Consider the following 22,113-nt stretch of genomic DNA (forward strand, 5'->3'; position numbering starts at 1 on the left):
AAGACATGGCAGAGAACGTCAAGGCCCGCGTCCGCGCCCCGCGCTCGGCTTCGGCCGGCGAGGTGGCGACGATCAAGACGCTGATCAGCCACCCGATGGAATCGGGTCAGCGCAAGGACAGCCAGGGCAACACGATCCCGCGCTCGATCATTCACCGCTTCACCTGCGACTTCAACGGCGAGAACGTGATCGACGTGAAGATGGAGCCCGCGATCTCGACCAACCCCTACTTCGAGTTCGAGGCGAAGATCCCGGAGGCGGGCGAGTTCAAGTTCACCTGGTACGACGACGACGGCTCGGTCTACGAGGAATCGGCGACCGTCGAGGTGAGCTGAGCGCAGGGCCCGCAAGGGCCCGCGTCCCCAGGCAGATCCGCCTCGCGCAGCCCGCGCGGGGCGGCCCCAAGGGAGGAGCAGGAATGACATTCAGAACCATGACGGCCGCAGCCGCGCTCGCGATGCTCGTGCCGGCCTTCGCCACGGCCGACCCCGACGCCAAGCTGGTCGTCAACGGCGAGATCGAGATGGTGACCGAAACCGAGGCGCCGGAGCATCTGGAGGGCTTGCGCACGATCCGCTCGGGCTGGACCTTCCGGACCGAAGAGACCCAGGCGCTGCAGATGGACGATTTCGACAACCCGGCGATGATCTTCGTTGATCAGGCGCGCGACGTCTGGAACACCGTCGAGGGCGACGCGGGCGAATCCTGCGCCAGCTGCCACGGCGAGCCCGAATCCCTGCGCGGCCTGCGCGCCGAGCTTCCCAAGTGGAACGAGGAGAAGGGCGAGGTCTACACGGCGGAAATGTATATCAACGACTGCCGGACCGAGCGCATGGGCGCCGAGCCCTGGGGGTGGGACAGCCAGCCCATGAAGAACATGACGGCGCTGATTTCCTCGGTGTCGCGCGGCATGACGGTGGACGTCGCGATCGACGGCCCGGTCCGCGAGGCCTGGGAGCGGGGCAAGGAGATCTACTACACCCGCTACGGTCAGCTCGAGCTCGCCTGCGCGAACTGCCACGAGGACAACTACGACAACTACATCCGCGCGGACCATCTGAGCCAGGGTCACATCAACGGCTTCCCGACCTACCGGCTCAAGCAGGCCAACCTCGTCTCGAAGCACAACCGCTTCCGCGGCTGCATCCGCGACACGCGCGGCGTGCCCTATGCCATCGGCAGCGAGGATTTCGTGGCGCTCGAACTCTACGTCGCCTCGCGCGGCAACGGGCTTTCGGTCGAGGGACCGGCCGTCCGCAACTGATCCGCATGACAGCACGACACGGCATATCCCCTCCCGCCCAGGCGGGAGGGGACTGACCGCCGACCATCCGACGCACGCAACACGGAGCCCTGCCCAGATGATCTCCCGCCGCGACTTCCTGCAAGCGAGCATGGCCGCCTCCGCGCTTCTCGGCGCGTCCGGCTTCGGCAACTGGTCGCGCCTGGCCGCGCAGCAGGCGCTGACGCAGGACCAGCTTCTGGAATTCGACAGCTTCGGCAACGTGTCGCTGATCCACATCACCGACATCCATGCGCAGCTCAAGCCGATCTACTTCCGCGAGCCCGAGATCAACCTTGGCGTCGGCCCGAACAAGGGCGAGGTGCCGCACATCACCGGCGCCGATTTCCGCCGCCTCTATGGCATCGAGGATGGAAGCCCCTCGCATTACGCCCTGACATACAACGATTTCTCCGCGCTTGCCCGCACTTACGGCAAGATGGGCGGCATGGACCGGGTGGCGACGATCGTGAACGCGATCCGCGCCGAGCGGCCCGAGGCGCTGCTGCTCGACGGCGGCGACACCTGGCACGGCAGCTACACCTGCTACCAGACGCAGGGCCAGGACGTCGTCAACGTGATGAACAAGCTGCGGCCCGACGCGATGACCTTCCACTGGGAGTTCACGCTGGGCCAGGAGCGGGTGCACGAGATCGTGGACTCCCTGCCCTTCGCCGCGCTCGGACAGAACATCTTCGACGCGATGTGGGACGAGCCGGCCGAACGCTTCAAGCCCTACCAGTTCTTCGAGCGCGGCGGCGTGAACATCGCGGTGATCGGCCAGGCCTTCCCCTACATGCCGATCGCCAACCCGGGCTGGATGTTCCCCGACTACACCTTCGGCATCCGCGACGAGAACATGCAGGCGATGGTGGACGAGGTGCGCGCGCAGGGCGCCGAGCTCGTCGTCTGCCTCAGCCACAACGGCTTCGACGTGGACAAGAAGATGGCTGCGCAGGTCTCGGGCATCGACGTGATCCTGACAGGACACACCCACGACGCCCTGCCCGAGCCGGTGCTGGTGGGCGACACGATCCTGATCGCCAGCGGCTCAAACGGCAAGTTCGTCAGCCGCGTGGATCTCGACGTGCGCGACGGGCAGATGATGGGCTTCCGCCACAAGCTGATCCCGGTGTTCTCCGACGTGATCGACCCCGACCCGGAGGTCGCCGCCGCCATCGACGCCGAGCGCGCGCCCTTCGAGAGCGCTCTCACCGAGGTGATCGGCCAGACCGACAGCCTTCTCTACCGCCGCGGCAACTTCAACGGCACCTGGGACGACCTGATCTGCGAGGCGCTGATCGAGCAGCGCGACGCCGAGATCGCCATGTCGCCGGGCGTGCGCTGGGGGCCCTCGCTGATCCCCGGCCAGGACATCACGCGAGAGGACATCTGGAACGTCACCTCGATGACCTACGGCCGCGCCTACCGCACCGAGATGACGGGCGAGTTCCTCAAGGTCGTGATGGAGGACGTGGCCGACAACCTCTTCAACCCCGATCCCTACTACCAGCAGGGCGGCGACATGGTGCGGATGGGTGGCCTGGGCTACCGCATCGACGTGACCGCGCCCGCAGGCGAGCGGATCTCGGAGATGACCTTCCTCGAGACGGGCGAGCCCATCGATCCCGCGCGCTCCTACGTCGTGGCCGGCTGGGCGAGCGTCAACGAAGGCACCGAGGGGCCGCAGATCTGGGACGTGGTCGAAGAGCACATCCGCCAGAAGGGAACCGTCAAGGTGGAGCCCAACACCTCGGTCGAGGTGGCGGGCGTCTGAGCCCGCTCCCGCCCGGGGCACACTTACGCCCATCGAATTCACGAAAGCGAATTCGATGATCTGAAAGGAGAGGCTGAGAGATGACGACGAGCTTCAAGGGACCGAAGCCTTCGCGCCGGCAGTTCCTGTCCGGCGCGGCGGCGGCTGGCGCCGGAGCCGTGGCGGCGCAGGCCAGCGGCGCGGCCACGCCCGATCCGCTGATCACCGAGGTGCAGCCCTGGGCCACCGGCCTGGGCGAAGGGGTGGACGCCACCCCCTACGGCCTGCCGATCAAGTATGAATCGCATGTCGTGCGCCGCAACGTCGAGTGGCTGACCGCCGACACGATCAGCTCGATCAACTTCACGCCGATCCACGCGCTCGACGGCACGATCACGCCGCAGGGCTGCGCCTTCGAGCGCCATCACTCCGGCGCCATCGAGCTCCGCAAGGAGGATTACCGGCTGATGATCAACGGCCTCGTGGACAAGCCGCTGATCTTCACCTACGCCGATCTCGAGCGCTTCCCGCGCGAGCAGCACGTCTATTTCTGCGAATGCGCGGCCAACACCGGCATGGAATGGGCCGGCGCGCAGCTCAACGGCGCGCAGTTCACCCACGGCATGATCCACAACATGGAGTACACCGGCGTCCCCCTGCGCACGCTGCTGCAGGAAGCGGGCCTCGACGCGGCCGGCGATCTCGAGGACAAGTGGATTTACGTCGAGGGGCACGATGCCTCCTCCAACGGGCGCTCGATCCCGATGTCCAAGGCGATGGACGACTGCCTCGTCGCCTTCAAGGCCAACGGCGAGGCGCTGCGGAAGGAGCACGGCTATCCCGTCCGCCTCGTGGTGCCGGGCTGGGAAGGCAACATGTGGGTGAAGTGGCTGCGCCGCGTCGAGGTGGTGGACGGCCCCGTGGAGAGCCGCGAGGAGACCTCGAAATACACCGACACCCTGGCCAACGGCATCAGCCGCAAGTGGACCTGGGTGATGGACGCCAAGTCGGTGATCACCTCGCCCTCGCCGCAGTCGCCGATCCAGCACGGCCACGGCCCGCTGGTCATCACCGGCCTCGCCTGGTCGGGCCACGGCGCGATCACGCGCGTCGACGTCTCCAAGGACGGCGGCAAGACCTGGGAGACCGCGCGCCTCGCCAAGCCGGGCGAGAAGATGGCGCTCACGCGCTTCTACCTCGACACCACCTGGAACGGCGAGGAGATGCTGCTTCAGGCCCGCGCGATGGACGAGACGGGCTATGTCCAGCCCACCAAGGAACAGCTGCGCGAGATCCGCGGCGAGAACTCGATCTACCACAACAACTGCATCCAGACCTGGCACGTCAAGCCGAACGGGGAGGCCGAAAATGTCGAAGTCTCTTAAGCTCTACGGAGGCTCGGCGCTGGGCATGCTGGTGCTCTTCACCGCGGCCTACAACTTCGCCGACCGGAACGTGGCGGCCTTTCCCGAGCGCGCGCCGCTCACCGGCCCCGACCCGATGTTCGAGGCGCGCGCGCCCGAGCCGGCGAACGGCGGCCTGATCGCCGCGGCCAACGCCGAAGCCGGCGGCGCCGGCATGAACTTCGGCCTCGGCCGCGAGGCCCTGCCCGAAGAGATCGCCGCCTGGGACGTCAACATCATGCCCGACGGCGAGGGCCTGCCGGAGGGCTCGGGCTCGGTGCTCGACGGCGAGACGCTGTTTTCGCAGAACTGCGCGGTCTGCCACGGCGAATTCGCGGAAGGCGCGGGCAACTGGCCCGAACTGGCCGGCGGCGAGGGCACGCTCGCGGACGAGGACCCGCTCAAGACCGTCGGCAGCTACTGGCCCTATCTCTCGACCGTCTGGGACTACGTCCACCGCTCGATGCCCTATGGCGCGGCGCAGACGCTCTCGGACGACGAGGTCTATGCCATCACGGCCTACATCCTCTACTCCAACTTCCTGGTCGAGGACGATTTCGTCCTGTCGAAGGACAACTTCCTCGAGGTCGAATTGCCCAACGAAGACGGCTTCATCGTCGACGACCGCCCCGAGACCGAGTATCCGATCTGGCGCACCGAGCCCTGCATGGAGAACTGCAAGGAGGAGGTCGAGATCACGATGCGCGCCACCGTGCTCGACGTGACGCCGGAGGATCAGGCAGCCCGCGAGGCGCGCGAGGAGATGGCCGAGCAGGGCGAAGCGACCGAGGCGCCGGCCGAGGCAGAGGCCGTCGCTGAGGCCGCGACCGACGATGCCGCGGGCGAGGGCATGCAGATCGACATGGCGCTCGCCGAAGAGGGCGAGGGCGTCTACCGCCAGTGCCGGGCCTGCCACATGGTCGGCGACGGCGCGCAGAACCGGGTCGGCCCCCACCTCAACGCGCTCTTCGGCAGACCGCTGGGCGGCGTCGACGATTTCCGCTACTCTGACACCATGGCGGAGATGGGCGAGAACGGCACGGTCTGGAACGAGGAGACCCTTGCGGAATTCCTCGTGAAGCCGCGCGACTACGTGCCGGGCACCAAGATGTCCTTCAACGGGCTGCGCAGCGACGAGGACGTGGCCGCCGTCATCGAGTATCTCAAGACCCACCAGGAGAACTAGATGGCGAACGCCGCGGCGCGTCATATCGCGGGATTGGTCTGGGCGGCGCTCCTCGCGGGCGCCGCCCTCGCCGACGAGGAGGCGGTGCCGATCGGCGACGCGGACCGCGGCGCGGAGCTCTATACCCAGTGCGTCGGGTGCCATCAGGTGGGCCGGGACGCCGAGAACCGCATCGGCCCGCATCTCAACGACCTCTTCGGCCGGCGCGCCGGCGCCATCGACGGCTTCCGCTACTCCGAGGGTCTCGCGCGCATGGGCGCCGACGGGCTGACCTGGACGCTCGAGACGCTCGATGCCTACATCGAGAATCCGCGCGCGCTCGTCTCGCGCACGCGCATGGCCTACCCGGGCATGGAGAGCGCAGAGGACCGCGCCGACCTGCTGGCCTATCTGCGGCAGTTCTCGGCGAGCCCCGCGAACATCCCCGAGGCCGAGCCGACAGCCATTCGGCGCGAGGTCGATCTTCCGCCGGAAGTGCTCGAGATCGCGGGCGATCCGGCCTATGGCGAGTATCTCTCGGCCGAATGCACCACCTGCCACCGGCGCGACGGGGCCAGCGAGGGGATCCCCTCGATCACCAACTGGCCGGAGGAGGATTTCGTCGTCGCCATGCACGCCTACAAGCAGCAGATCCGGCCGCATCCGGTGATGCAGATGATGGCCGGGCGCCTCTCCGACGAGGAGATCGCGGCGCTCGCCGCCTATTTCGCCCGGATCGACTGATCCGGCCGGGGTCTGCGGCGGAACCGTGTCCCTTTTCTGAAAGGACCGGCCGGACGCCGGCCCTCTCCCGACAGCGCAGCACGATCGTCGGACCGATCAGGCATGGCCGCCGCGAACGGGCAGCCCTGCGGCCGCCTGCACCGCCACGCCAAGCCTGGAAACTCTGGACCGCGGCGGAGCGAAAAGGCAAGGTTATCAAGCAAAGTCCAACAATGCGACGGGCGCCGCCCCGCGCAGGAAACGGGAGGAGACGATAGAATGACACTGAACCGACGCGCCTTCATCGGCACGACGGCCGCCGCCGCGGCCACGCTGACCACGCCCATGGTCCGGGCGCAGGGCCGCCCCCGCGTGGTCGTCGTCGGCGGCGGCGCCGGCGGCGCCACCGCCGCGCGCTACATCGCCAAGGACAGCCAGGGCGCCATCGACGTCACCCTCGTGGAGCCCACGCGCACCTACTACACCTGCTTCTTTTCCAATCTCTACATCGGCGGCTTCCAGGAGATGGCCGACCTGGGCCACGGCTACGGCACGCTGGCCTCCGACTACGGCATCAACGTGGTGCATGACTGGGTCGTGGGCGTGGATCGCGACGCGAAGACCGTGGCGCTCGCCAGCGGCGGGGCGCTGCCCTACGACCGGCTGATCCTGAGCCCCGGCATCGACTTCGTCGAGGGCTCCGTGCCCGGCTGGAGCATCGAGAATCAGGACGAGATGCCCCACGCCTACAAGGGCGGAACCCAGGCCGAGCTGCTCAAGGCGCAGGTCATGGCGATGCCCGAGGGCGGCCGCTACGCGATGATCGCGCCGCCCAATCCCTACCGCTGCCCGCCGGGGCCCTACGAGCGAATCACGATGGTGGCGCACGCGCTGAAGCAGAACAATCCCACCGCCAAGATCCTGATCGTGGACCCCAAGGCGAAGTTCTCCAAGCAGGCGCTCTTCGAGGAAGGCTGGCAGAAGCACTATTCCGGCATGATCGAGCGCATCGGCCCCGACTTCGGCGGCGACAACGTCGAGGTGGACCCTGCGGCCATGACCGTGAACATCGACGGCGTGGTGGAGAACGTCGATGTCTGCAACGTGATCCCCGCGCAGAAGGCCGGCCGCATCGTGCACGAGGCGGGGCTGACGGAGGGCAACTGGGCGCCCGTAGAGCCCGAGAGCATGCGCTCGACCATGGACGAGAACATCTGGGTGCTGGGCGACTCCAGTTCGCAAGGCGACATGCCCAAGTCCGGCTATTCGGCCAACAGCCAGGCGAAGGTGGCCGCGATGACGATCCGCGGCGAGCTCACCGGCAGCAACGTCTTCCCCGCGCGCTACTCCAACACCTGCTGGTCGCTGATCGCCACCGACGACGGGGTGAAGGTCGGCGCCTCCTACGAGCCCACGGAGGAAAAGATCTCTTCCGTGTCCTCCTTCATCAGCCAGACCGGAGAGGACGCCGCCCTGCGCCGGCAGACCTACGAGGAAAGCCTCGGCTGGTATTCCGGCATCACCACCGACATGTTCGGCTGAGCGCGCGCCGGTCGGGGGCCGCTGCCCCTGTCCGGCCGGCGGCGACCCCGCGCAGCCGTTATCCCAGGCGGACAGATCCCCTCGGCCCAATCCGGTCCTTCTTCTTGGGACAAAATATCCTCGGGGGGTGAGGCGGCGAAGCCGCCGAGGGGGGCAGACAGCCCCCCTTCTTCACCGTGCAGGCGCCCTACCCCGCCTCGGCCAGCCGCGCGACGTAGCGGGCCAGCGTGTCGACCTCGAGGTTGACCGCATCACCCGGCGCGATCTCGCCCCAGGTGGTCACCTCCTTGGTGTGCGGGATGAAGTTCACGCCGAAGTCGCGCCCCTCCACCTCGTTCACCGTGAGCGACGTGCCGTTGAGCGCGACCGATCCCTTGGGCGCGATGAACTTCGCCAGCGCCTCGGGCGCGCGGAAGGTCACGCGCGTGCTGTCGCCCTCGTCCTCGACGCGCACCACCTCGGCCACGCCGTCGACATGCCCCGAGACGATGTGCCCGCCGAGTTCGTCGCCCACCTTCAGCGCGCGCTCCAGGTTCACCCGCAGCCCGGGCGCCCAGCGCCCGAGGTTCGTCTTCGACCGCGTTTCGGCCGAGAAATCGACCTCGAACCAGTCCTCGCCGAGCGCGACCACCGTGAGGCAGACCCCGTCGCAGGCGATCGAGGCGCCGATCTCGATCGTGCGGGTGTCGTAGCCGGTGCCGATCCGCGCCCGCGTGTCGCCGCGCCGCTCCAGGCTCCTGATCTCGCCCAGATCCGTGACGATCCCCGTGAACATGCCCTGCTCTCCCCTGCCGCACCCGCGTGCGGGCCAAGCCATAATTTCGGCCTAGTCATATCCCAGGCTTCGCGGCAGATGTAAGGGCGATGCGCAAGATGACCACCGCACCCGGAGAGGGCCGCGTCTTTCTGTTCCTCCAGGGGCCGCACGGGCCGTTCTTCGACGGGCTGGGCGCGATGCTGCGCCGTGCCGGCGCGCGGGTCTGGCGCGTGGGGTTCAACGCGGGCGACGCCGCCTTCTGGTCCGACCGGGCGGGCTACATCGCCTACGACGGCGCGGCCGAGGACTGGCCGAGCCGCGTTGCGCAGCTTCTCGACGAAAGGCACGTCACCGACATCGTACTTTACGGCGACACCCGCCCCGTGCACGCCGCCGCGGTCTCCGCCGCGAAGGCCCGCGGGGTGACCGTGCATGTCTTCGAGGAGGGCTATCTGCGCCCCTGGTGGGTGACCTACGAGCGCGGCGGCTCGAACGGCAACTCGCGGCTGATGGAGATGAGCGTGGCCGAGATGCAGGCCGCACTCGCGCTGTCCGACCCCGACGACCCGCTGCCGCCGGCGCATTGGGGCGACACCCGTCAGCACGTCTTCTACGGCGCGCTCTACCACTTCTTCGTGCTTTTCAGGAACGGCGCCTATCGCGGCTTCCGCCCCCATCGCGCGCTCGACGTGGGCCAGGAGTTCCGGCTCTATCTCAAGCGCCTGCTGCTGATGCCTCTGCTGAGGGCCGAGCGCGCGATCGCCACGCGGCGCGTGCGGGGCGGCGGTTTCCCCTATCACCTCGTGCTGTTGCAGCTCGAGCATGACAGCGCCTTCCAGAGCCATTCGCCCTTCTCGACCATGCGCGAGTTTCTCGAGCTCACCCTGCATGGTTTCGCGACGGGCGCGCCGCCGCATCATCACCTGGTGATCAAGGACCATCCCTTGGAGGACGGGCGCGTGCCGGTGCGCCGGCTGCTGCGCCGGATCGCGCGCGCCCACGGGATCGAGGACCGCGTGCATTACGTGCGCGGCGGCAAGCTCGCGCAGCTGCTGTCGGAGGCGCGCAGCGCGGTCACGGTCAACTCCACCGCCGGCCAGCAGGTGCTCTGGCGCGGCATTCCGCTGCGTTGCTTCGGGCGCGCGGTCTACGCCAAGCCCGAATTCGTCTCGGACCAGCCCCTGCCCGAGTTCTTCCGGCAGGCACGGCGCCCGGACGCCCGCGCCTACCGCGAATTCCGCCGCTACCTGCTCGAAACCAGCCAGATCCCGGGCGGCTTCTATTCCGCGCGCGGGCGCCGGCAGCTTCTGCGACAGGTGGTGGACATGATGCTCGCGCCCGAGGATCCCTACGACGCGCTCAAGTCCGGCACCGCGGCCCCACGGCAACAGTTGCGCGCCGTGACCTGACGCGCGAATCGCCACGCGCTGGCATTTCCGCGGCTTTTTCGCTACGGTCGGTTAAAAAGATCGAGGCAGGACAGAACAAGGTCGAGGAGACCGAGCAGTGACTTCCCATTCTCGCTGGGCGAAACCGGTCGCCCTGCTGCTGATCGTCACCATGGTGGCGGGCTGCGGCCTGCCGCGCAGTGGACCCACGAAGCGCGAAATCTTCGCAGGCTCCGTTCTGCGCGAGGGCGACGCCTTCATCCTAACGGTCAACGACCGGGTGACGCGCGCCACCGCCGTCACGCCGGCCTTGGGCTTTTCCGATGCGTTCAAGAGGGCCGGGCTCCTCGGGCCCGACACGATCCGCCCCGGCGACACGCTGGGCCTGACGATCTGGGAGAACGTGGACGACGGGCTTCTCGCCGCCGAGATGGCGAACTCCACGATCCTCGAAGAGGTTCAGGTGGACGGCTCGGGTTTCATCTTCGTGCCCTACGCGGGCCGGATCCGCGCCGCCGGCAACACGCCGGAGGCGGTGCGGCGCATCGTGACGGAACGGCTGGCCGAGCAAACGCCCGATCCGCAGGTCGAGGTGCGCCGCCTAGCCGGGAACGGGGCGACCGTCTCGATCGCGGGGGCGGCCGGCGCGCCCGGCGTCTACGCCATCGAGCGGCCCACGCGCACGCTCTCGGACATGCTGGCCAGCGCCGGCGGCGTGGCGATCCCGCCGGAGGTGGCGCAGGTCACGGTGGTGCGCGGCGACATGCGCGAGACCATCTGGTTCCAGGATCTCTACGAAAACCCGCGCTTCGACATCGCGCTGCGGGACGGCGACCGGATCCTCGTGGAACAGGACACGCGCGCCTTCAGCGTGCTGGGCGCCACCGGCACCCAGGCGCGGGTGCCGTTCCAGACGCAGACGCTCTCGGCGGTCGAGGCGATCGCGCAGGTGGGCGGTCTGCTGACGAGCGCGGCCGACCCCAAGGGGGTCTTCGTTTTCCGCAACGAGCCCGAAGAGATCGCGGAGCAGGTGCTCGGCCGCGATGATCTGACCGGCGCGCAGCGCATGGTCTACGTGCTCGACCTGACCCAGCCCAACGGCATGTTCCTCGCGCGGGATTTCCTGATCCGCGACGGCGACACGCTCTACGTCACCGAAGCGCCCTTCACCCAGTGGAACAAGGTGATCTCGGCCCTGACCGGCACGCTCGGCACGGTCGCCACGCTCGACACGGCCGCCTCGGCGCTCGGCGGCGGAGGCGAGTGATCCGGGGGACGCCACCCGAGACTGAAGAAGACGCCGGGGCGGACGCGCCCCGGCGTCTTCACGTTTACAACGGCGGTTTCCTGACACAGCGGCGTGTCCGGCGCATCCTCGCTCTGGCCGGCTATCGGGTGACGCTCGGCCTGCCCGGCCCCGGCGACATGGTGGGCGTGTGGGGCCAGAGCCCGACCGCGCGGCGGGGCGAGGCCATCGCCGCGCGCCGCGACGTGCCCATTCTGAGGGTGGAGGATGCCTTTCTCCGCTCGCTCTTTCCCGGCCGCGCGCGCGGCGAGCCGCCGCTGGGGCTGTTGCTGGACCGCAGGGGCGTGCACTTCGACGGGCGCGCGCCCTCGGACCTCGAGCATCTGCTGGCGACCCATCCGCTCGACGACACCGCCCTGCTCGATCGCGCGCGCGAGGGGATCGCGCGGATGCGCGCGTCCCATCTGACGAAATACGCCGCCGTCGATCCGGACCTCGACCCGCCCGCCCCCGGCTATGTCCTTGTGATCGACCAGACCCGCGGCGACGCCTCGCTGCGCGCCTGCGGCGCTGGACGCGCGCGCTTCCGCGAGATGCTGGCGCAGGCGCGCGACGAGAACCCCGGCGCGCGCATCCTGATCCGCACCCATCCCGAGACGGCGGGGGGCCATCGCCCGGGGCATTTCGGCCCGGAAGACGCGGGCGACGGCGTGGCGCTGATCTCCGGGCCGCACTCGCCCTGGCAGCTTCTGGAAGGGGCGGTCGCGGTCTACACCGTCTCGTCGCAGATGGGGTTCGAGGCCATCCTTGCCGGCCACAAGCCGCGGGTTTTCGGCCAGCCCTTCTATGCCGGCTGGGGCCTCACCCTGGACGAGGACGCGCCACCGCGCCGCGCCCGCCGGCTGACCCGCGCGCAGCTCTTCGCCGCGGCGATGATCCTCTATCCGGTCTGGTACGATCCCTACCGTGACCGGCCGGCCAGCTTCGAGGAGGCGCTTTCGGCGCTGGAAGCGGAGGCCCGCGCCTGGCGCGAGGACCGGCGCGGCTGGGTCGCTCTGGGCATGCGGCTGTGGAAGCGCGCGCCGCTGCAGCGCACCTTCGGCCACGAGCGACGCATGATCTTTCAGGACCGGGCGGACCGCGCCGCCGAGCGCGCGGCGCGCACCGGTCGGCGGCTGATGGTCTGGGCCGGCCGGGCCGCGGAGGTGCCCGAGGGCGCGCTCCGCGTCGAGGACGGCTTCCTGCGCTCGCGCGGTCTCGGCGCGGAGCTGGTGCCGCCGCTCAGCCTCGTGCTCGACGATCTCGGCATCTACTACGACCCCGCACGGGAAAGCCGGCTGGAACGTCTGATCTCGGAGGCAGCCGAGCTGCGGCCGGGCCAGCGCGCCCGCGCCGAGGCGCTGGCGCGCGAGCTCGTGCGTCGCGGCGTGACGAAATACAATCTCTCCGGCACCTTGCCGGATCTGCCGGCAGGACGGCGGGTGCTGGTGCCCGGACAGGTCGAGGACGACGCCTCGATCCGGCTCGGTGCAGGCGAAATCCGGACCAATCTCGCGCTTCTCGAGGCCGCCCGCAGCGCCAATCCCGACGCGGTGATCCTCTACAAGCCGCATCCGGACGTGGAGGCCGGCCTGCGGCCCGGCGCCGTACCCGAGCAGGAGGCGCGCCGCCTCGCCGACGCCGTGCTGCCCCGCGCCGACGCCGCCGCGCTTCTCGCCCAGGTCGACGAGGTCTGGACCATGACCTCGCTCATGGGCTTCGAGGCGCTCCTGCGCGGGGTGCCGGTCACGACCACGGGCGCGCCCTTCTATGCCGGCTGGGGCCTGACGCGCGATCTGGGCCCGATCCCGCCGCGGCGGCGCGCGCGGGTGGAGCTCGCGGGACTGGTTCACGCGGCGCTGATCGCCTACCCGCGCTACATCGATCCGGTCACGGGGCGGCCCTGCCCGCCGGAGGTCGCCGCGGAACGGCTCGCCGAAGGCCCCCTGCCCCGCCCAGGCGCTGCCAACCGCGCGCTCGCCAAGCTTCAGGGCCTCTTCGCCAGCCGCGCGCATCTCTGGCGCTGACGATGGCACGCGCCGGGCGCGAGGCCAGACGTGAGCATGGTGCGTTTTAACGGAACACGGTTCGACGACGGACGCGTTCCCCTCGCGGGCGCGGCGGGCAGGTGAATCCGATCCGCCGCGACACGCTCTAACCCCTCACCCACCGGTGGAGCACGTCGCCGCCCAGGGGCCGCGTCTCGACGAGGCGGTAGCGCGGCGCCGCGTCCAGCCGCTCGATCCCCAGCGCGCCGAGAGCGGGCCGTGCCTCGGCACCGAGCGCCACGCCCGCGCTCATCACCACCAGTTCGTCCACCAGATCAGCCGCGAGCAGCGCGGCGGCGAGCGTGCCGCCCCCCTCGCAGAAAACCCGCGTCAGCCCTGCGCCACCCAGCGCGCGCAGCACGCCCGCCGGATCGAGCTGGCCGTCCGCGACGGGGCAGGCGAAGAGGCGCGCGCCGAGCCCCTCCCAGGTCTCGATCGCGGCCGGCTCGGCCTCGGGGCCATGGCACAGCCAGACCGGCACCTCGCGCGCCGTGCGGGCGAGCCGGCTCATCAGAGGCAGCTCGAGCCTGCGCGAGACCGCCACCCGCACCGGCTGACGCGCGACGCCCATGTCCCGCACGGTCAGCGCCGGATCGTCGGCCCGGGCGGTGCCGGCGCCCACCATCACGGCGTCGTGGCGCGCGCGCAGCGCATGCACCTCCCGGCGCGCCGCCGGGCCGGTGATCCACCGGCTCTCGCCGGAGGCCGTGGCGATCCGCCCGTCGAGGCTGAGCGCGAGCTTCAGCGTCACCCGCGGCCGGCCCTGCTCGACCCGAAGGAAGAAACCGGCATGATCCTCCGCCGCCTCACCGGCCAGAACGCCGGTCGTCACCGGCACGCCACCGCGCCGCAGCCGGTCGAAGCCCTGGCCCGCAACGCGCGGATCGCTGTCGGCAAAGGGCGCCACGACCCGCCGCACCCCGGCCGCGATCAGCGCCTCGGCACAGGGCGGGGTCTGCCCGTGATGCGCGCAGGGCTCGAGTGTGACATAGGCCGTCGCGCCACGCGCGAGGGCGCCGGCCCGCGCCAGCGCCTCGGTCTCCGCGTGCGGCCTGCCGCCCGGCCGCGTCCAGCCGCGGCCCACGACACGACCCTCGCGCACCAGCACGCAGCCCACGGCCGGGTTCGGCCAGCAGTTGCCGAGGCCCCGCCGGCCCAGCCCCAGCGCCACCCGCATCCAGCGGGCGTCCTCCTCGGGAGTCATTCGCCCGGATCGGCCGCCGTCTTCGGCCGCAGCTCGGAGACGAAGTCCTCGAAATCCTCGACGGCCTGGAAGTTCTTGTAGACGCTGGCGAAGCGGACGTAGGCCACGGTGTCGATCCGCGCGAGGCTCTCCATCACGATCTCGCCGATGGTCTTCGACGGGATGTCGGTGTCGCCCAGCGATTCGAGCCGGCGCACGATGCCCGAGATCATCTGGTCCACGCGCTCGGGCTCGATCGGGCGCTTCTGCAGCGCGATGCGGATCGAGCGCTCGAGCTTGTCGCGGTCGAAATCCTCGCGCCGGCCGTTCGACTTGATCACCACCAGATCGCGCAGCTGCACGCGCTCGTAGGTGGTGAAGCGCCCGCCGCAGGCCGGGCAGAACCTGCGCCGCCGGATCGCGACGTGATCCTCCGCGGGCCGCGAATCCTTCACCTGCGTGTCGATGTTGCCGCAGAACGGGCAGCGCATGGCCGGTCCCCTCTTCGCTCGATCGGGCCTTTGGCAGGGTTCGGGCCCTGCAACACCACAAACACTATAGGTTGCCCGCGAGATCGGGGGTAGCCCCAAATCCGGCCCCCCACATCTTCGTGCGCTGCAACTGCGGCCCACATGCCGCACCTTGGCCGATCAGGGCGAAAGATGCGCGGCCACCCGCCGCCGGTGCGGCGCGTCGCGGTGTTCGACGAGAAAGAGGCCCTGCCAGGTGCCGAGCGCGAGCCGCCCGCCCGTGACGGGAATCGAGATCGACACGGGCAGCAGTGCCGCACGCAGGTGCGCGGGCATGTCGTCGGGGCCTTCTGTCGTGTGCCGTAGCCAGCGCATCGACGCATCATCCGCGCGCGGCGCGATCCGCGCGAGATAGTCCTGCAGGTCGCGGCGCACGTCCGGATCGGCGTTTTCCTGAACCAGGATCGAGCAGGAGGTGTGACGGACGAAGAGCGTCAGCAGCCCCTCGCCCCGCACCCAGTCCGCGACGTCGCGGGTGAACTCGTAGAGGCCGGGGCCCTGCGTCGCGATGGTGAATTCCGTCTGCATGGGCGGAGGCTATCGCGCCTCCGCCCGCGTGCAAGGGCCCGTCAGGGCGAGAGCCAGGGCCGGTCGAACCGGTCCGACTTGCCGTCTTCGCAGAAGCCGCGCGCGAAGAAGGTGCTGTAGGCCTCTCCGGGGATGCGCACCGTCGTCGAGACGCCGCCCCGGCTTTCGGGACGCGCGCCGCGCGGCGCCATCCGGAAGGTGACGGCGGTGCGCCCCGGCGCCGTGGCCGCCGGATGCCGGGGCCGGGCCAGCACGATACGTTGCGACGCAGGCGCGCCCAGTTCGCGCCGGGCATAGTCGGCCGCTGCGCACCAGAACTGGCGCGGTCCGGCGCCCCGCGACTGGATCACCTCGAAGGCGCCGGCTTGCGGCAGCGGATTCACGTCGAGCCGGTTCACCGCCGTGAAGGCCCCCGCCGGCGGCGCGGTCGCGGCCATCGCGAGGGCAGCTGTCAGAACGACCAGATATCTCATGCACCCGAAGATAGCGCACTTGCCGCCCTCCCACGTTCACAAAGGCGCAACCGCCTGCCCGGGCGCGCGCCGTGGAACGTCAACTGCCGGCGCGCGTTTCCGAAGCGTGATTGCAGATCAAAGGAGGACGAGATGAGCGTCGCACGCGTGACCGAGATTTCCGCAACCTCGCCGCAGAGCTTCGACGACGCCGTGAAACAGGGCATCGCCCGCGCCACGGACTCGCTGCGCAACGTCAAGAGCGCCTGGATCAAGGACAGCAACGTCGAGGTCGAGAACGGCAACGTGAAAGAATACCGCGTGAACATGGAAGTGACCTTCGTGCTCGACTGAGGGCACATGCACCTCCGGAACCACGAAAGGCCGGCCCGCGGGCCGGCCCTTTCATGTTTCTGTCCCGAATCCGTCGCCGGCGACAGATCCTCTTGCGCCCTCAATGTAAACTCAATATACATTAGGCGCGGCGCGTGCCCCGGGGGGCGCAGCCCGCCCATGGTTTTCTTTCTCGCGCTTACTGGATGCGAACGCGGCGGCGCCGGCCGCCTGCTGCGGGGAGTCTGGATCAGGTTCGGGACAGATGCAGAACAGGAGCACATCGACTTCCGTATCGATCGTCGTGGCGACCCATAACAGGGCGGCCCTTCTCGCCGAGACGCTCGGCGCCATCGCCGCGCAGCGCCACCGCCCGCTCGAGGTTCTCGTGGTCGACGACGGCTCGACCGACGCGACCGAAGACGTCGTGGCGCGCGCAGCCGCATCCGCGCGCAGGGCCGAGGGGCCGGAGATACGCTACCTTCGGCAAGGCAACGCCGGCCCGGCCGCAGCGCGCAACCGTGGTCTCGCTGCGGCCAGAGGCGCGGCGGTGCTCTTTTCGGACGACGACGATGTGATGGCGCCAGGCGCCGTGGCGGCACTCGCCGCGGCGCTGGAGGCCCAACCGGCCGCCGGGATCGCCTGCGCAGCCCATGCGGCCATGGCCGCCGACGGCACACCGGATCCCCGCATCCGCCGGCCCGAACCCGCAGAAGGGGCGCAGGCGGCGGCTGCGATGATCGCCGGCGAATGGTTCGTGCCGCTGCATGGATACCTCTTCCGCCGTGCGGCGCTGGAGGCGGCGGGACGATGGGACCACAGGCTCCGCAGTCAGGAGGACGACGCCCTCCTGCTCTCGGCGGCGCTGTCGGGCGCGCGCTTTCACGCGGCGCCGCGGGCGCTCGTGTTCTACCGTCAGCACGCCGGCCCGCGCCGCAGCGCGGGCGCCTGCGATCTGCGGCTCGAGGATGACGTGGCGATCCGGCTGTCCGCCTGGCGCCGGCTGCAACGCGAGGGACGTCTGGAGCGCTTCTCAGCCGCCTTCGGCGCATGGCACCGACGGCTCATGGCGCGCTATGGCGAGTTGCTCGAAACGCTCGACGGCGAGGCCGCAGCCCTCGTGCGCTGGGCCTCGGCGCAGGAGAGCGATATCGCCGCTCCCGCCGACCCCTTGGCCCACTGGATCGTGCCCACCGGCGCAAAGCCAAGACAACCTGCCCCGCGGGTCAACTGAGGGCGCTGCCGCCACCCGGGAGGCGCGACGCGACCGGGGCCAACCTGGAGCCATGCGCGCGTCGATGAGGGCGGCGGCCCAAGGAATCGGCCGCCGCCCTGCGTCGGTTCACTGATCGAGGAAACTCCGCAGCTTGCGCGACCGCGAGGGGTGCTTGAGCTTGCGAAGCGCCTTGGCCTCGATCTGGCGGATGCGTTCGCGGGTGACCGAGAACTGCTGACCAACTTCTTCCAGCGTGTGGTCGGTGTTCATGCCGATGCCGAAGCGCATGCGCAGCACGCGCTCCTCGCGCGGCGTGAGGCTGGCCAGCACCCGCGTCGTCGTCTCCCGCAGGTTGTCCTGGATCGCGGCGTCGAGCGGCAGGACCGCGTTCTTGTCCTCGATGAAATCGCCGAGCTGGCTGTCCTCCTCGTCGCCGATGGGCGTCTCGAGGCTGATCGGCTCCTTGGCGATCTTCATCACCTTGCGGACCTTCTCGAGCGGCATCTGCAGCTTTTCGGCCAGCTCCTCGGGCGTGGGCTCGCGGCCGATCTCGTGCAGCATCTGGCGCGAGGTGCGCACCAGCTTGTTGATCGTTTCGATCATGTGCACGGGGATGCGGATGGTGCGCGCCTGGTCGGCGATCGAGCGGGTGATCGCCTGCCGGATCCACCAGGTGGCGTAGGTCGAGAACTTGTAGCCGCGGCGGTACTCGAACTTGTCCACGGCCTTCATCAGGCCGATGTTGCCCTCCTGGATGAGGTCGAGGAACTGCAGGCCGCGGTTCGTGTACTTCTTGGCGATGGAGATCACGAGGCGCAGGTTGGCCTCGACCATCTCCTTCTTGGCCTGACGGGCCTCCTTTTCGCCCTTCTGGACCTGGTTCACGATGCGGCGGAACTCGGCGATGTCGAGGCCCACGTACTGGCCCACCTGCGCCATGTCGGCGCGCAGCTCCTCGACCTTGTCGGAGAACCGCTCGCAGAAGGTCTGCCAGCCGCGGCCCGGCTTCTCGCGCATCCGGTCGAGCCAGGCGGGGTCGAGTTCGCAGCCGCGGTAGGCCTCGACGAAATCCTTGCGGTTGATGCGCGCCTGATCGGCGAGCTTCACCATCGCGCCGTCGATCGTCATGATCCGGCGGTTGATGCCGTAGAGCTGATCGACCAGCGCCTCGATCCGGTTGTTGTGCAGGTGCAGCGAATTGACCAGCTGGACGATTTCCGCGCGCAGCTGCTGATAGGTCTCTTCCTGCGACGAGCTGAAGGAGCCGTCCTCGTTGAGCGTGGCGGAAATGCGGGCGTCCTGCATCTCGGAGAGACGGGCGAAATCCTCGGCGATGCGGTCGAGCGTCTCGAGCACGCGAGGCTTGAGCGCGGCTTCCATCGCGGCGAGCGACATGCTCGCCTGGTCCTCGTCCTCCTCCTCGTCGTCGCGCTGGATCGGGTTGCCGTCGGCGTCGTATTCCGGCTCGCGCTCGGTCTTCTTCTTCTCGGCCGGCTGCGCGCCCGGCTCGACGACAGGCGCCTCCGCCTCCTCGTCCCCCAGCTGGTTGCCGAAGGTCGCCTCGAGGTCGATCACGTCGCGCAGCAGGATGTCCTCGTTGAGAAGCTCGTCGCGCCAGATGGTGATCGCCTGGAAGGTGAGCGGGCTCTCGCAGAGCCCGGCGATCATGGTGTTGCGGCCGGCCTCGATGCGCTTGGCGATGGCGATCTCGCCCTCGCGGCTCAGCAGTTCGACCGAACCCATCTCGCGCAGGTACATGCGCACGGGGTCGTCGGTGCGGTCGAGCTTTTCGGACTCGGATCCCGAGACGGCGACGTCCTTCGAGGTCGAGGCCTGCACGAGCTCGGTCGAGCCCTTGTCGTCCTCGTCCTCGACCTCTTCCTCCTCGATGATGTTGATGCCCATTTCCGAGAGCATCGACATCACGTCCTCGATCTGCTCGGAAGACACCTGATCGGGCGGCAGGACCGAGTTGAGCTGGTCGTAGGTGATGAAGCCGCGTTCCCGCGCTTCCGAGATCATCTTCTTCACCGCAGCCTGGCTCATGTCGAGCGTGAGCGCGGTGTCCTGATCCTGCTCTTCGGTCTTGCGGTCCTCGGTGTCCTTGGCGGCCATTCGGGTCTCCTGGCTGTCAGGGGCGCGGGTCGTGCGAATCAATAGCGCTCTGAGCTGATTCGGACAGCCGGCGCCCCCAATTTTTTCCGGCTTCTGTCGTGTCGCGGCCTCATCGCTCGGGATCGGAAAGACCGAGGTCCGCCAGCATCTTCAGCATCGCCTCGCGTTCCTGCCGGCTGATTCGGGCCCCGTTCTCGGCGATGTCGTAGTCGGTCCTGTCCTCCTGCATGGCCCGCCCCGCCCTGTGTCGCGCCTCGGCCGCGTCGCGCAGGCGCCAGGTAAGCGTCTCGGTGGCCAGCCCCGCGATGTCTTCCTCCGCCTCGCTGAGTTCCATCCGGTGGCCCTGTTCCGCCTCCAGTCTCTCGAGCGCGCTGACCAGGGCGAGTCGCGCCGAATCACGATCGCCCGGCCGTCGGCGGAAGGGCATGACCGCCAAATGGTCCAAGGAGTCGAGACGTTCAAGAGGCGCTTCGCCCAAAATATCGCGCACATGCTGGCGCAACGCGTCCGGAGATGCCTCCTGATGCGAGAGAATCACACCCGCCAGCGTGGCGTGCTCGGGCTCGGACCACTCCAGCGACTCGAGGCGCGCCTCGACCTCGGCGGCCAGCGAAGGGTGCAGCAGCAGCGCCGAGAGAATCGCTTCCTCTTGACACCGCTCCATCGTTGAATCGGAGCTTGCTGCCGAAAGAAGCGAGCGTTGCGTACTTAGGCGCGGCCCATCCAACGCACCAGCCTTGCGTCCGCGCTTCCGGGCAGCCCCATCAAGTGCCCGAAAAGTCTGAAACGCGAGGTCCTTGAGCTTTCGATCATAGTGAAAACGGATGTTCTTGTCGTTGATCGCTGCAATATGTGCCGCGAGATCGGCTTCTAGCGCCGCTCGCTGATCCGGCTCGGTCAGTATCCGGCCTTCGGTCTCCCGCTGCCAGAGCAGCTGGACCATGGGCAGCGCGCCGTCGATCAGCTTCTGCATCGCCGCGGGTCCGCCCGCGCGGAGCAGGTCGTCGGGATCCTGGCCGGGCGGCATCAGCACGAAGCGCAGACCCTTGCCCGCCGTGAGCCGCGGCAGCGTCAGGTCGATGAGCCGATGGGCGGCGCTCAGGCCCGCGCGGTCGCCGTCGAGCGCGATCAGCGGCTCGTCCGCCATCCGCCAGAGCAGGTCGAGCTGCTCCTCGGTGATCGCCGTGCCGAGCGGCGCGACGGCCGCCTCGAAGCCCGCCCGCACGAGCGCGATCACGTCCATGTAGCCCTCGGCCACGATCAGCGGCTGGCCCTTGCCGGCGGCCTCGCGCGCAGGTGCGAGATTGTAGAGGCTGCGCGACTTGTCGAAGAGCGGCGTGGCGGGCGAGTTGAGATACTTCGCCCGCGCGTCGGCGCGCATCGCCCGGCCGCCCAGGCCGATGGCCCGCCCCTGCCCGTCGCGGATCGGAAAGACGATGCGGCCGCGAAAGCGGTCGTAGGCCGCGCCGCCGTCGTCGGGCTGCGCCGCGAGCCCGGCCTCGACGATCATCGCCTCCTCGACCCCGCGTCCGCGCAGCGCCTCGTAGAGGCCGCGCCGCGCCTCGGGCGCATAGCCGATCTCGAACCGTGCGAGCGTATCCTCGTCGAGGCCGCGCCGGACGAGATATTCGCGCGCCTCGGCCGCCGCGCCCGTGGCGAGCTGCATGCGGTAATGCCGCACCGCGGCCTCCATCACCTCGCGCAGGCGCGTCAGGTGGTCGGCCTTCTCCTGCGCGCGGGGATCGCGGGCGGGCATCTGCATGCCGGCCTCGCGCGCCAGCACCTCGACCGCCTCCATGAAGCCCAGGTTCTCGGACTCGCGCACGAAGCTGATCGCGTCGCCCTTCGCGTGACAGCCGAAGCAGTAGTAGAAGCCCTTGCGGTCGTCGACGTGGAAGCTCGCCGTCTTCTCCTGGTGGAAGGGGCACGGCGCCCACATGTCGCCCTTGGCCTGATTCGACTTGCGGCTGTCCCACATGACCTTGCGCCCGACGACCTGGGCGAGGCTCAGGCGGCTGCGCAGCTCGTCGAGAAAACCGGGGGGCAGGCTCATGCCCTGCAATATCGTGCGCGCGGTGCGGCCTGTCCAGAACCAGCCGCGCGGCTATTGCCCGATGCAGCGATCGAAGAAGGCCACGCCGATCGCCCGCGGATCGAGGTCGTCCTCGGGCAGGCTCCAGACCCATGCCGCGATCTCGGCCGCGAGCGCCTGAAGCTCCGGTGCGTCAGCATGGCGCGCGGCGATCTCGGCCAGGGCCTCGGCCTCGGTGTGCGTGCCGTCGCGGCGCATCTGGGCGGCGTCCTCAGCCGTCTCGGCAGACGTCTCGCACAGGCTTCGCAGGCTCTGACCGAAGGCAGGCGCGGCGACAAGCGCAACCGAAACGGCGATGGCAGCAGTCAATCGCAT

20 protein-coding genes are annotated in these 22,113 nt (G+C 69.3%); 12 read left to right on the forward strand and 8 right to left on the reverse strand.

Annotated features, from left to right (window positions below; translation table 11 throughout):
- Positions 1–5 precede the first annotated feature (5 nt).
- The 7 genes from soxZ (at position 6) to DRV85_RS18000 (ending at position 7,871) form a co-directional block, all read left to right on the forward strand.
- Complete coding sequence (soxZ, locus tag DRV85_RS17970) at positions 6–335, forward strand: thiosulfate oxidation carrier complex protein SoxZ (protein ID WP_113290855.1); 330 nt, start codon at positions 6–8, stop codon at positions 333–335.
- Positions 336–418: 83 nt separating this feature from the next.
- Entirely contained in the window at positions 419–1,264 is an 846-nt protein-coding gene (soxA, locus tag DRV85_RS17975; RefSeq protein WP_113290856.1) for a sulfur oxidation c-type cytochrome SoxA, read from the forward strand.
- Between the two features lie 97 nt (positions 1,265–1,361).
- Positions 1,362–3,059 carry a thiosulfohydrolase SoxB gene (gene soxB / locus DRV85_RS17980; protein WP_113290857.1) on the forward strand — a complete coding sequence of 566 codons (1,698 nt, stop codon included), beginning with the start codon at positions 1,362–1,364 and terminating at the stop codon, positions 3,057–3,059.
- Between the two features lie 80 nt (positions 3,060–3,139).
- On the forward strand, positions 3,140–4,423 hold the full coding sequence (soxC, locus tag DRV85_RS17985) for a sulfite dehydrogenase (RefSeq protein ID WP_113290858.1): 1,284 nt from the start codon (positions 3,140–3,142) through the stop codon (positions 4,421–4,423).
- A complete protein-coding gene (locus tag DRV85_RS17990; RefSeq protein WP_113290859.1) occupies positions 4,407–5,627 on the forward strand; it encodes a c-type cytochrome in 1,221 nt (406 codons plus the stop codon). Before soxC ends, DRV85_RS17990 begins: the two co-directional genes overlap by 17 nt.
- On the forward strand, positions 5,628–6,350 hold the full coding sequence (locus tag DRV85_RS17995) for a c-type cytochrome (RefSeq protein ID WP_113290860.1): 723 nt from the start codon (positions 5,628–5,630) through the stop codon (positions 6,348–6,350). It abuts the gene before it with no gap.
- 258 nt (positions 6,351–6,608) lie between these two features.
- Positions 6,609–7,871, forward strand: coding sequence for an NAD(P)/FAD-dependent oxidoreductase (locus tag DRV85_RS18000; protein ID WP_113290861.1), 1,263 nt, complete (start codon positions 6,609–6,611; stop codon positions 7,869–7,871).
- 187 nt (positions 7,872–8,058) lie between these two features.
- Here DRV85_RS18000 and DRV85_RS18005 read toward each other — a convergent pair whose 3' ends face one another.
- A complete protein-coding gene (locus DRV85_RS18005) occupies positions 8,059–8,646 on the reverse strand; it encodes a riboflavin synthase (RefSeq protein ID WP_113290862.1) in 588 nt (195 codons plus the stop codon).
- Positions 8,647–8,744: 98 nt separating this feature from the next.
- On the opposite strand from DRV85_RS18005, the gene DRV85_RS18010 reads away from it, so the two are divergent.
- The 3 genes from DRV85_RS18010 to DRV85_RS18020 all read left to right on the forward strand — a co-directional run bounded on the left by DRV85_RS18010 (position 8,745) and on the right by DRV85_RS18020 (position 13,328).
- The gene (locus DRV85_RS18010; RefSeq protein WP_113290890.1) at positions 8,745–10,037 is read left to right on the forward strand and encodes a capsule biosynthesis protein; all 1,293 of its coding nucleotides are present in this window, start codon (positions 8,745–8,747) and stop codon (positions 10,035–10,037) included.
- 151 nt (positions 10,038–10,188) lie between these two features.
- On the forward strand, positions 10,189–11,283 hold the full coding sequence (locus DRV85_RS18015) for a polysaccharide biosynthesis/export family protein (protein ID WP_113290891.1): 1,095 nt from the start codon (positions 10,189–10,191) through the stop codon (positions 11,281–11,283).
- A gap of 128 nt (positions 11,284–11,411) precedes the next feature.
- The gene (locus DRV85_RS18020) at positions 11,412–13,328 is read left to right on the forward strand and encodes a capsular polysaccharide biosynthesis protein (RefSeq protein ID WP_233495579.1); all 1,917 of its coding nucleotides are present in this window, start codon (positions 11,412–11,414) and stop codon (positions 13,326–13,328) included.
- A gap of 127 nt (positions 13,329–13,455) precedes the next feature.
- On the opposite strand, the gene ribD is transcribed toward DRV85_RS18020, so the two are convergent.
- From ribD to DRV85_RS18040, 4 genes are all read right to left on the reverse strand, one after another.
- Positions 13,456–14,553, reverse strand: coding sequence for a bifunctional diaminohydroxyphosphoribosylaminopyrimidine deaminase/5-amino-6-(5-phosphoribosylamino)uracil reductase RibD (gene ribD / locus DRV85_RS18025; protein WP_113290864.1), 1,098 nt, complete (start codon positions 14,551–14,553; stop codon positions 13,456–13,458).
- The gene (nrdR, locus tag DRV85_RS18030; protein WP_113290865.1) at positions 14,550–15,023 is read right to left on the reverse strand and encodes a transcriptional regulator NrdR; all 474 of its coding nucleotides are present in this window, start codon (positions 15,021–15,023) and stop codon (positions 14,550–14,552) included. The genes ribD and nrdR overlap by 4 nt, the downstream gene beginning before the upstream one ends.
- A 159-nt stretch (positions 15,024–15,182) precedes the next feature.
- On the reverse strand, positions 15,183–15,590 hold the full coding sequence (locus tag DRV85_RS18035) for a secondary thiamine-phosphate synthase enzyme YjbQ (RefSeq protein ID WP_113290866.1): 408 nt from the start codon (positions 15,588–15,590) through the stop codon (positions 15,183–15,185).
- A 41-nt stretch (positions 15,591–15,631) separates the two neighbouring features.
- Entirely contained in the window at positions 15,632–16,063 is a 432-nt protein-coding gene (locus DRV85_RS18040) for a hypothetical protein (RefSeq protein ID WP_147238882.1), read from the reverse strand.
- Positions 16,064–16,195: 132 nt separating this feature from the next.
- On the opposite strand from DRV85_RS18040, the gene DRV85_RS18045 reads away from it, so the two are divergent.
- Positions 16,196–16,396, forward strand: coding sequence for a dodecin family protein (locus DRV85_RS18045; protein WP_113290868.1), 201 nt, complete (start codon positions 16,196–16,198; stop codon positions 16,394–16,396).
- Positions 16,397–16,640: 244 nt separating this feature from the next.
- Complete coding sequence (locus DRV85_RS18050; protein ID WP_113290869.1) at positions 16,641–17,609, forward strand: glycosyltransferase family A protein; 969 nt, start codon at positions 16,641–16,643, stop codon at positions 17,607–17,609.
- 108 nt (positions 17,610–17,717) lie between these two features.
- Here the strand turns inward: DRV85_RS18050 and rpoD are convergent, their stop codons facing one another.
- The 3 genes from rpoD to DRV85_RS19090 all read right to left on the reverse strand — a co-directional run bounded on the left by rpoD (position 17,718) and on the right by DRV85_RS19090 (position 22,113).
- On the reverse strand, positions 17,718–19,706 hold the full coding sequence (gene rpoD / locus DRV85_RS18055; RefSeq protein ID WP_113290870.1) for an RNA polymerase sigma factor RpoD: 1,989 nt from the start codon (positions 19,704–19,706) through the stop codon (positions 17,718–17,720).
- Between the two features lie 109 nt (positions 19,707–19,815).
- Positions 19,816–21,759: a DNA primase gene (gene dnaG / locus DRV85_RS18060; RefSeq protein WP_113290871.1), complete on the reverse strand. Its 1,944-nt coding sequence runs from the start codon at positions 21,757–21,759 to the stop codon at positions 19,816–19,818.
- Positions 21,760–21,810: 51 nt separating this feature from the next.
- The gene (locus DRV85_RS19090) at positions 21,811–22,113 is read right to left on the reverse strand and encodes a hypothetical protein (protein WP_147238883.1); all 303 of its coding nucleotides are present in this window, start codon (positions 22,111–22,113) and stop codon (positions 21,811–21,813) included.

This window comes from Rhodosalinus halophilus, from assembly GCF_003298775.1.
GTDB classification, from domain to species: domain Bacteria; phylum Pseudomonadota; class Alphaproteobacteria; order Rhodobacterales; family Rhodobacteraceae; genus Rhodosalinus; species Rhodosalinus halophilus.

Bases quoted from the DNA above. Each gene is read 5' to 3' on its own strand.
- soxC (WP_113290858.1), top strand. From the start codon at position 3,140: ATGACGACGAGCTTCAAGGGACCGAAGCCTTCGCGCCGGCAGTTCCTG.
- rpoD (WP_113290870.1), bottom strand. From the start codon at position 19,706: ATGGCCGCCAAGGACACCGAGGACCGCAAGACCGAAGAGCAGGATCAG.
- DRV85_RS18005 (WP_113290862.1), bottom strand. From the start codon at position 8,646: ATGTTCACGGGGATCGTCACGGATCTGGGCGAGATCAGGAGCCTGGAG.
- soxZ (WP_113290855.1), top strand. From the start codon at position 6: ATGGCAGAGAACGTCAAGGCCCGCGTCCGCGCCCCGCGCTCGGCTTCG.
- dnaG (WP_113290871.1), bottom strand. From the start codon at position 21,759: ATGAGCCTGCCCCCCGGTTTTCTCGACGAGCTGCGCAGCCGCCTGAGC.
- ribD (WP_113290864.1), bottom strand. From the start codon at position 14,553: ATGACTCCCGAGGAGGACGCCCGCTGGATGCGGGTGGCGCTGGGGCTG.
- DRV85_RS19090 (WP_147238883.1), bottom strand. From the start codon at position 22,113: ATGCGATTGACTGCTGCCATCGCCGTTTCGGTTGCGCTTGTCGCCGCG.
- soxA (WP_113290856.1), top strand. From the start codon at position 419: ATGACATTCAGAACCATGACGGCCGCAGCCGCGCTCGCGATGCTCGTG.
- DRV85_RS18035 (WP_113290866.1), bottom strand. From the start codon at position 15,590: ATGCAGACGGAATTCACCATCGCGACGCAGGGCCCCGGCCTCTACGAG.
- DRV85_RS17995 (WP_113290860.1), top strand. From the start codon at position 5,628: ATGGCGAACGCCGCGGCGCGTCATATCGCGGGATTGGTCTGGGCGGCG.
- DRV85_RS18045 (WP_113290868.1), top strand. From the start codon at position 16,196: ATGAGCGTCGCACGCGTGACCGAGATTTCCGCAACCTCGCCGCAGAGC.
- DRV85_RS18010 (WP_113290890.1), top strand. From the start codon at position 8,745: ATGACCACCGCACCCGGAGAGGGCCGCGTCTTTCTGTTCCTCCAGGGG.
- DRV85_RS18040 (WP_147238882.1), bottom strand. From the start codon at position 16,063: ATGAGATATCTGGTCGTTCTGACAGCTGCCCTCGCGATGGCCGCGACC.
- DRV85_RS18000 (WP_113290861.1), top strand. From the start codon at position 6,609: ATGACACTGAACCGACGCGCCTTCATCGGCACGACGGCCGCCGCCGCG.
- DRV85_RS18050 (WP_113290869.1), top strand. From the start codon at position 16,641: ATGCAGAACAGGAGCACATCGACTTCCGTATCGATCGTCGTGGCGACC.
- DRV85_RS17990 (WP_113290859.1), top strand. From the start codon at position 4,407: ATGTCGAAGTCTCTTAAGCTCTACGGAGGCTCGGCGCTGGGCATGCTG.
- DRV85_RS18015 (WP_113290891.1), top strand. From the start codon at position 10,189: ATGGTGGCGGGCTGCGGCCTGCCGCGCAGTGGACCCACGAAGCGCGAA.
- soxB (WP_113290857.1), top strand. From the start codon at position 1,362: ATGATCTCCCGCCGCGACTTCCTGCAAGCGAGCATGGCCGCCTCCGCG.
- nrdR (WP_113290865.1), bottom strand. From the start codon at position 15,023: ATGCGCTGCCCGTTCTGCGGCAACATCGACACGCAGGTGAAGGATTCG.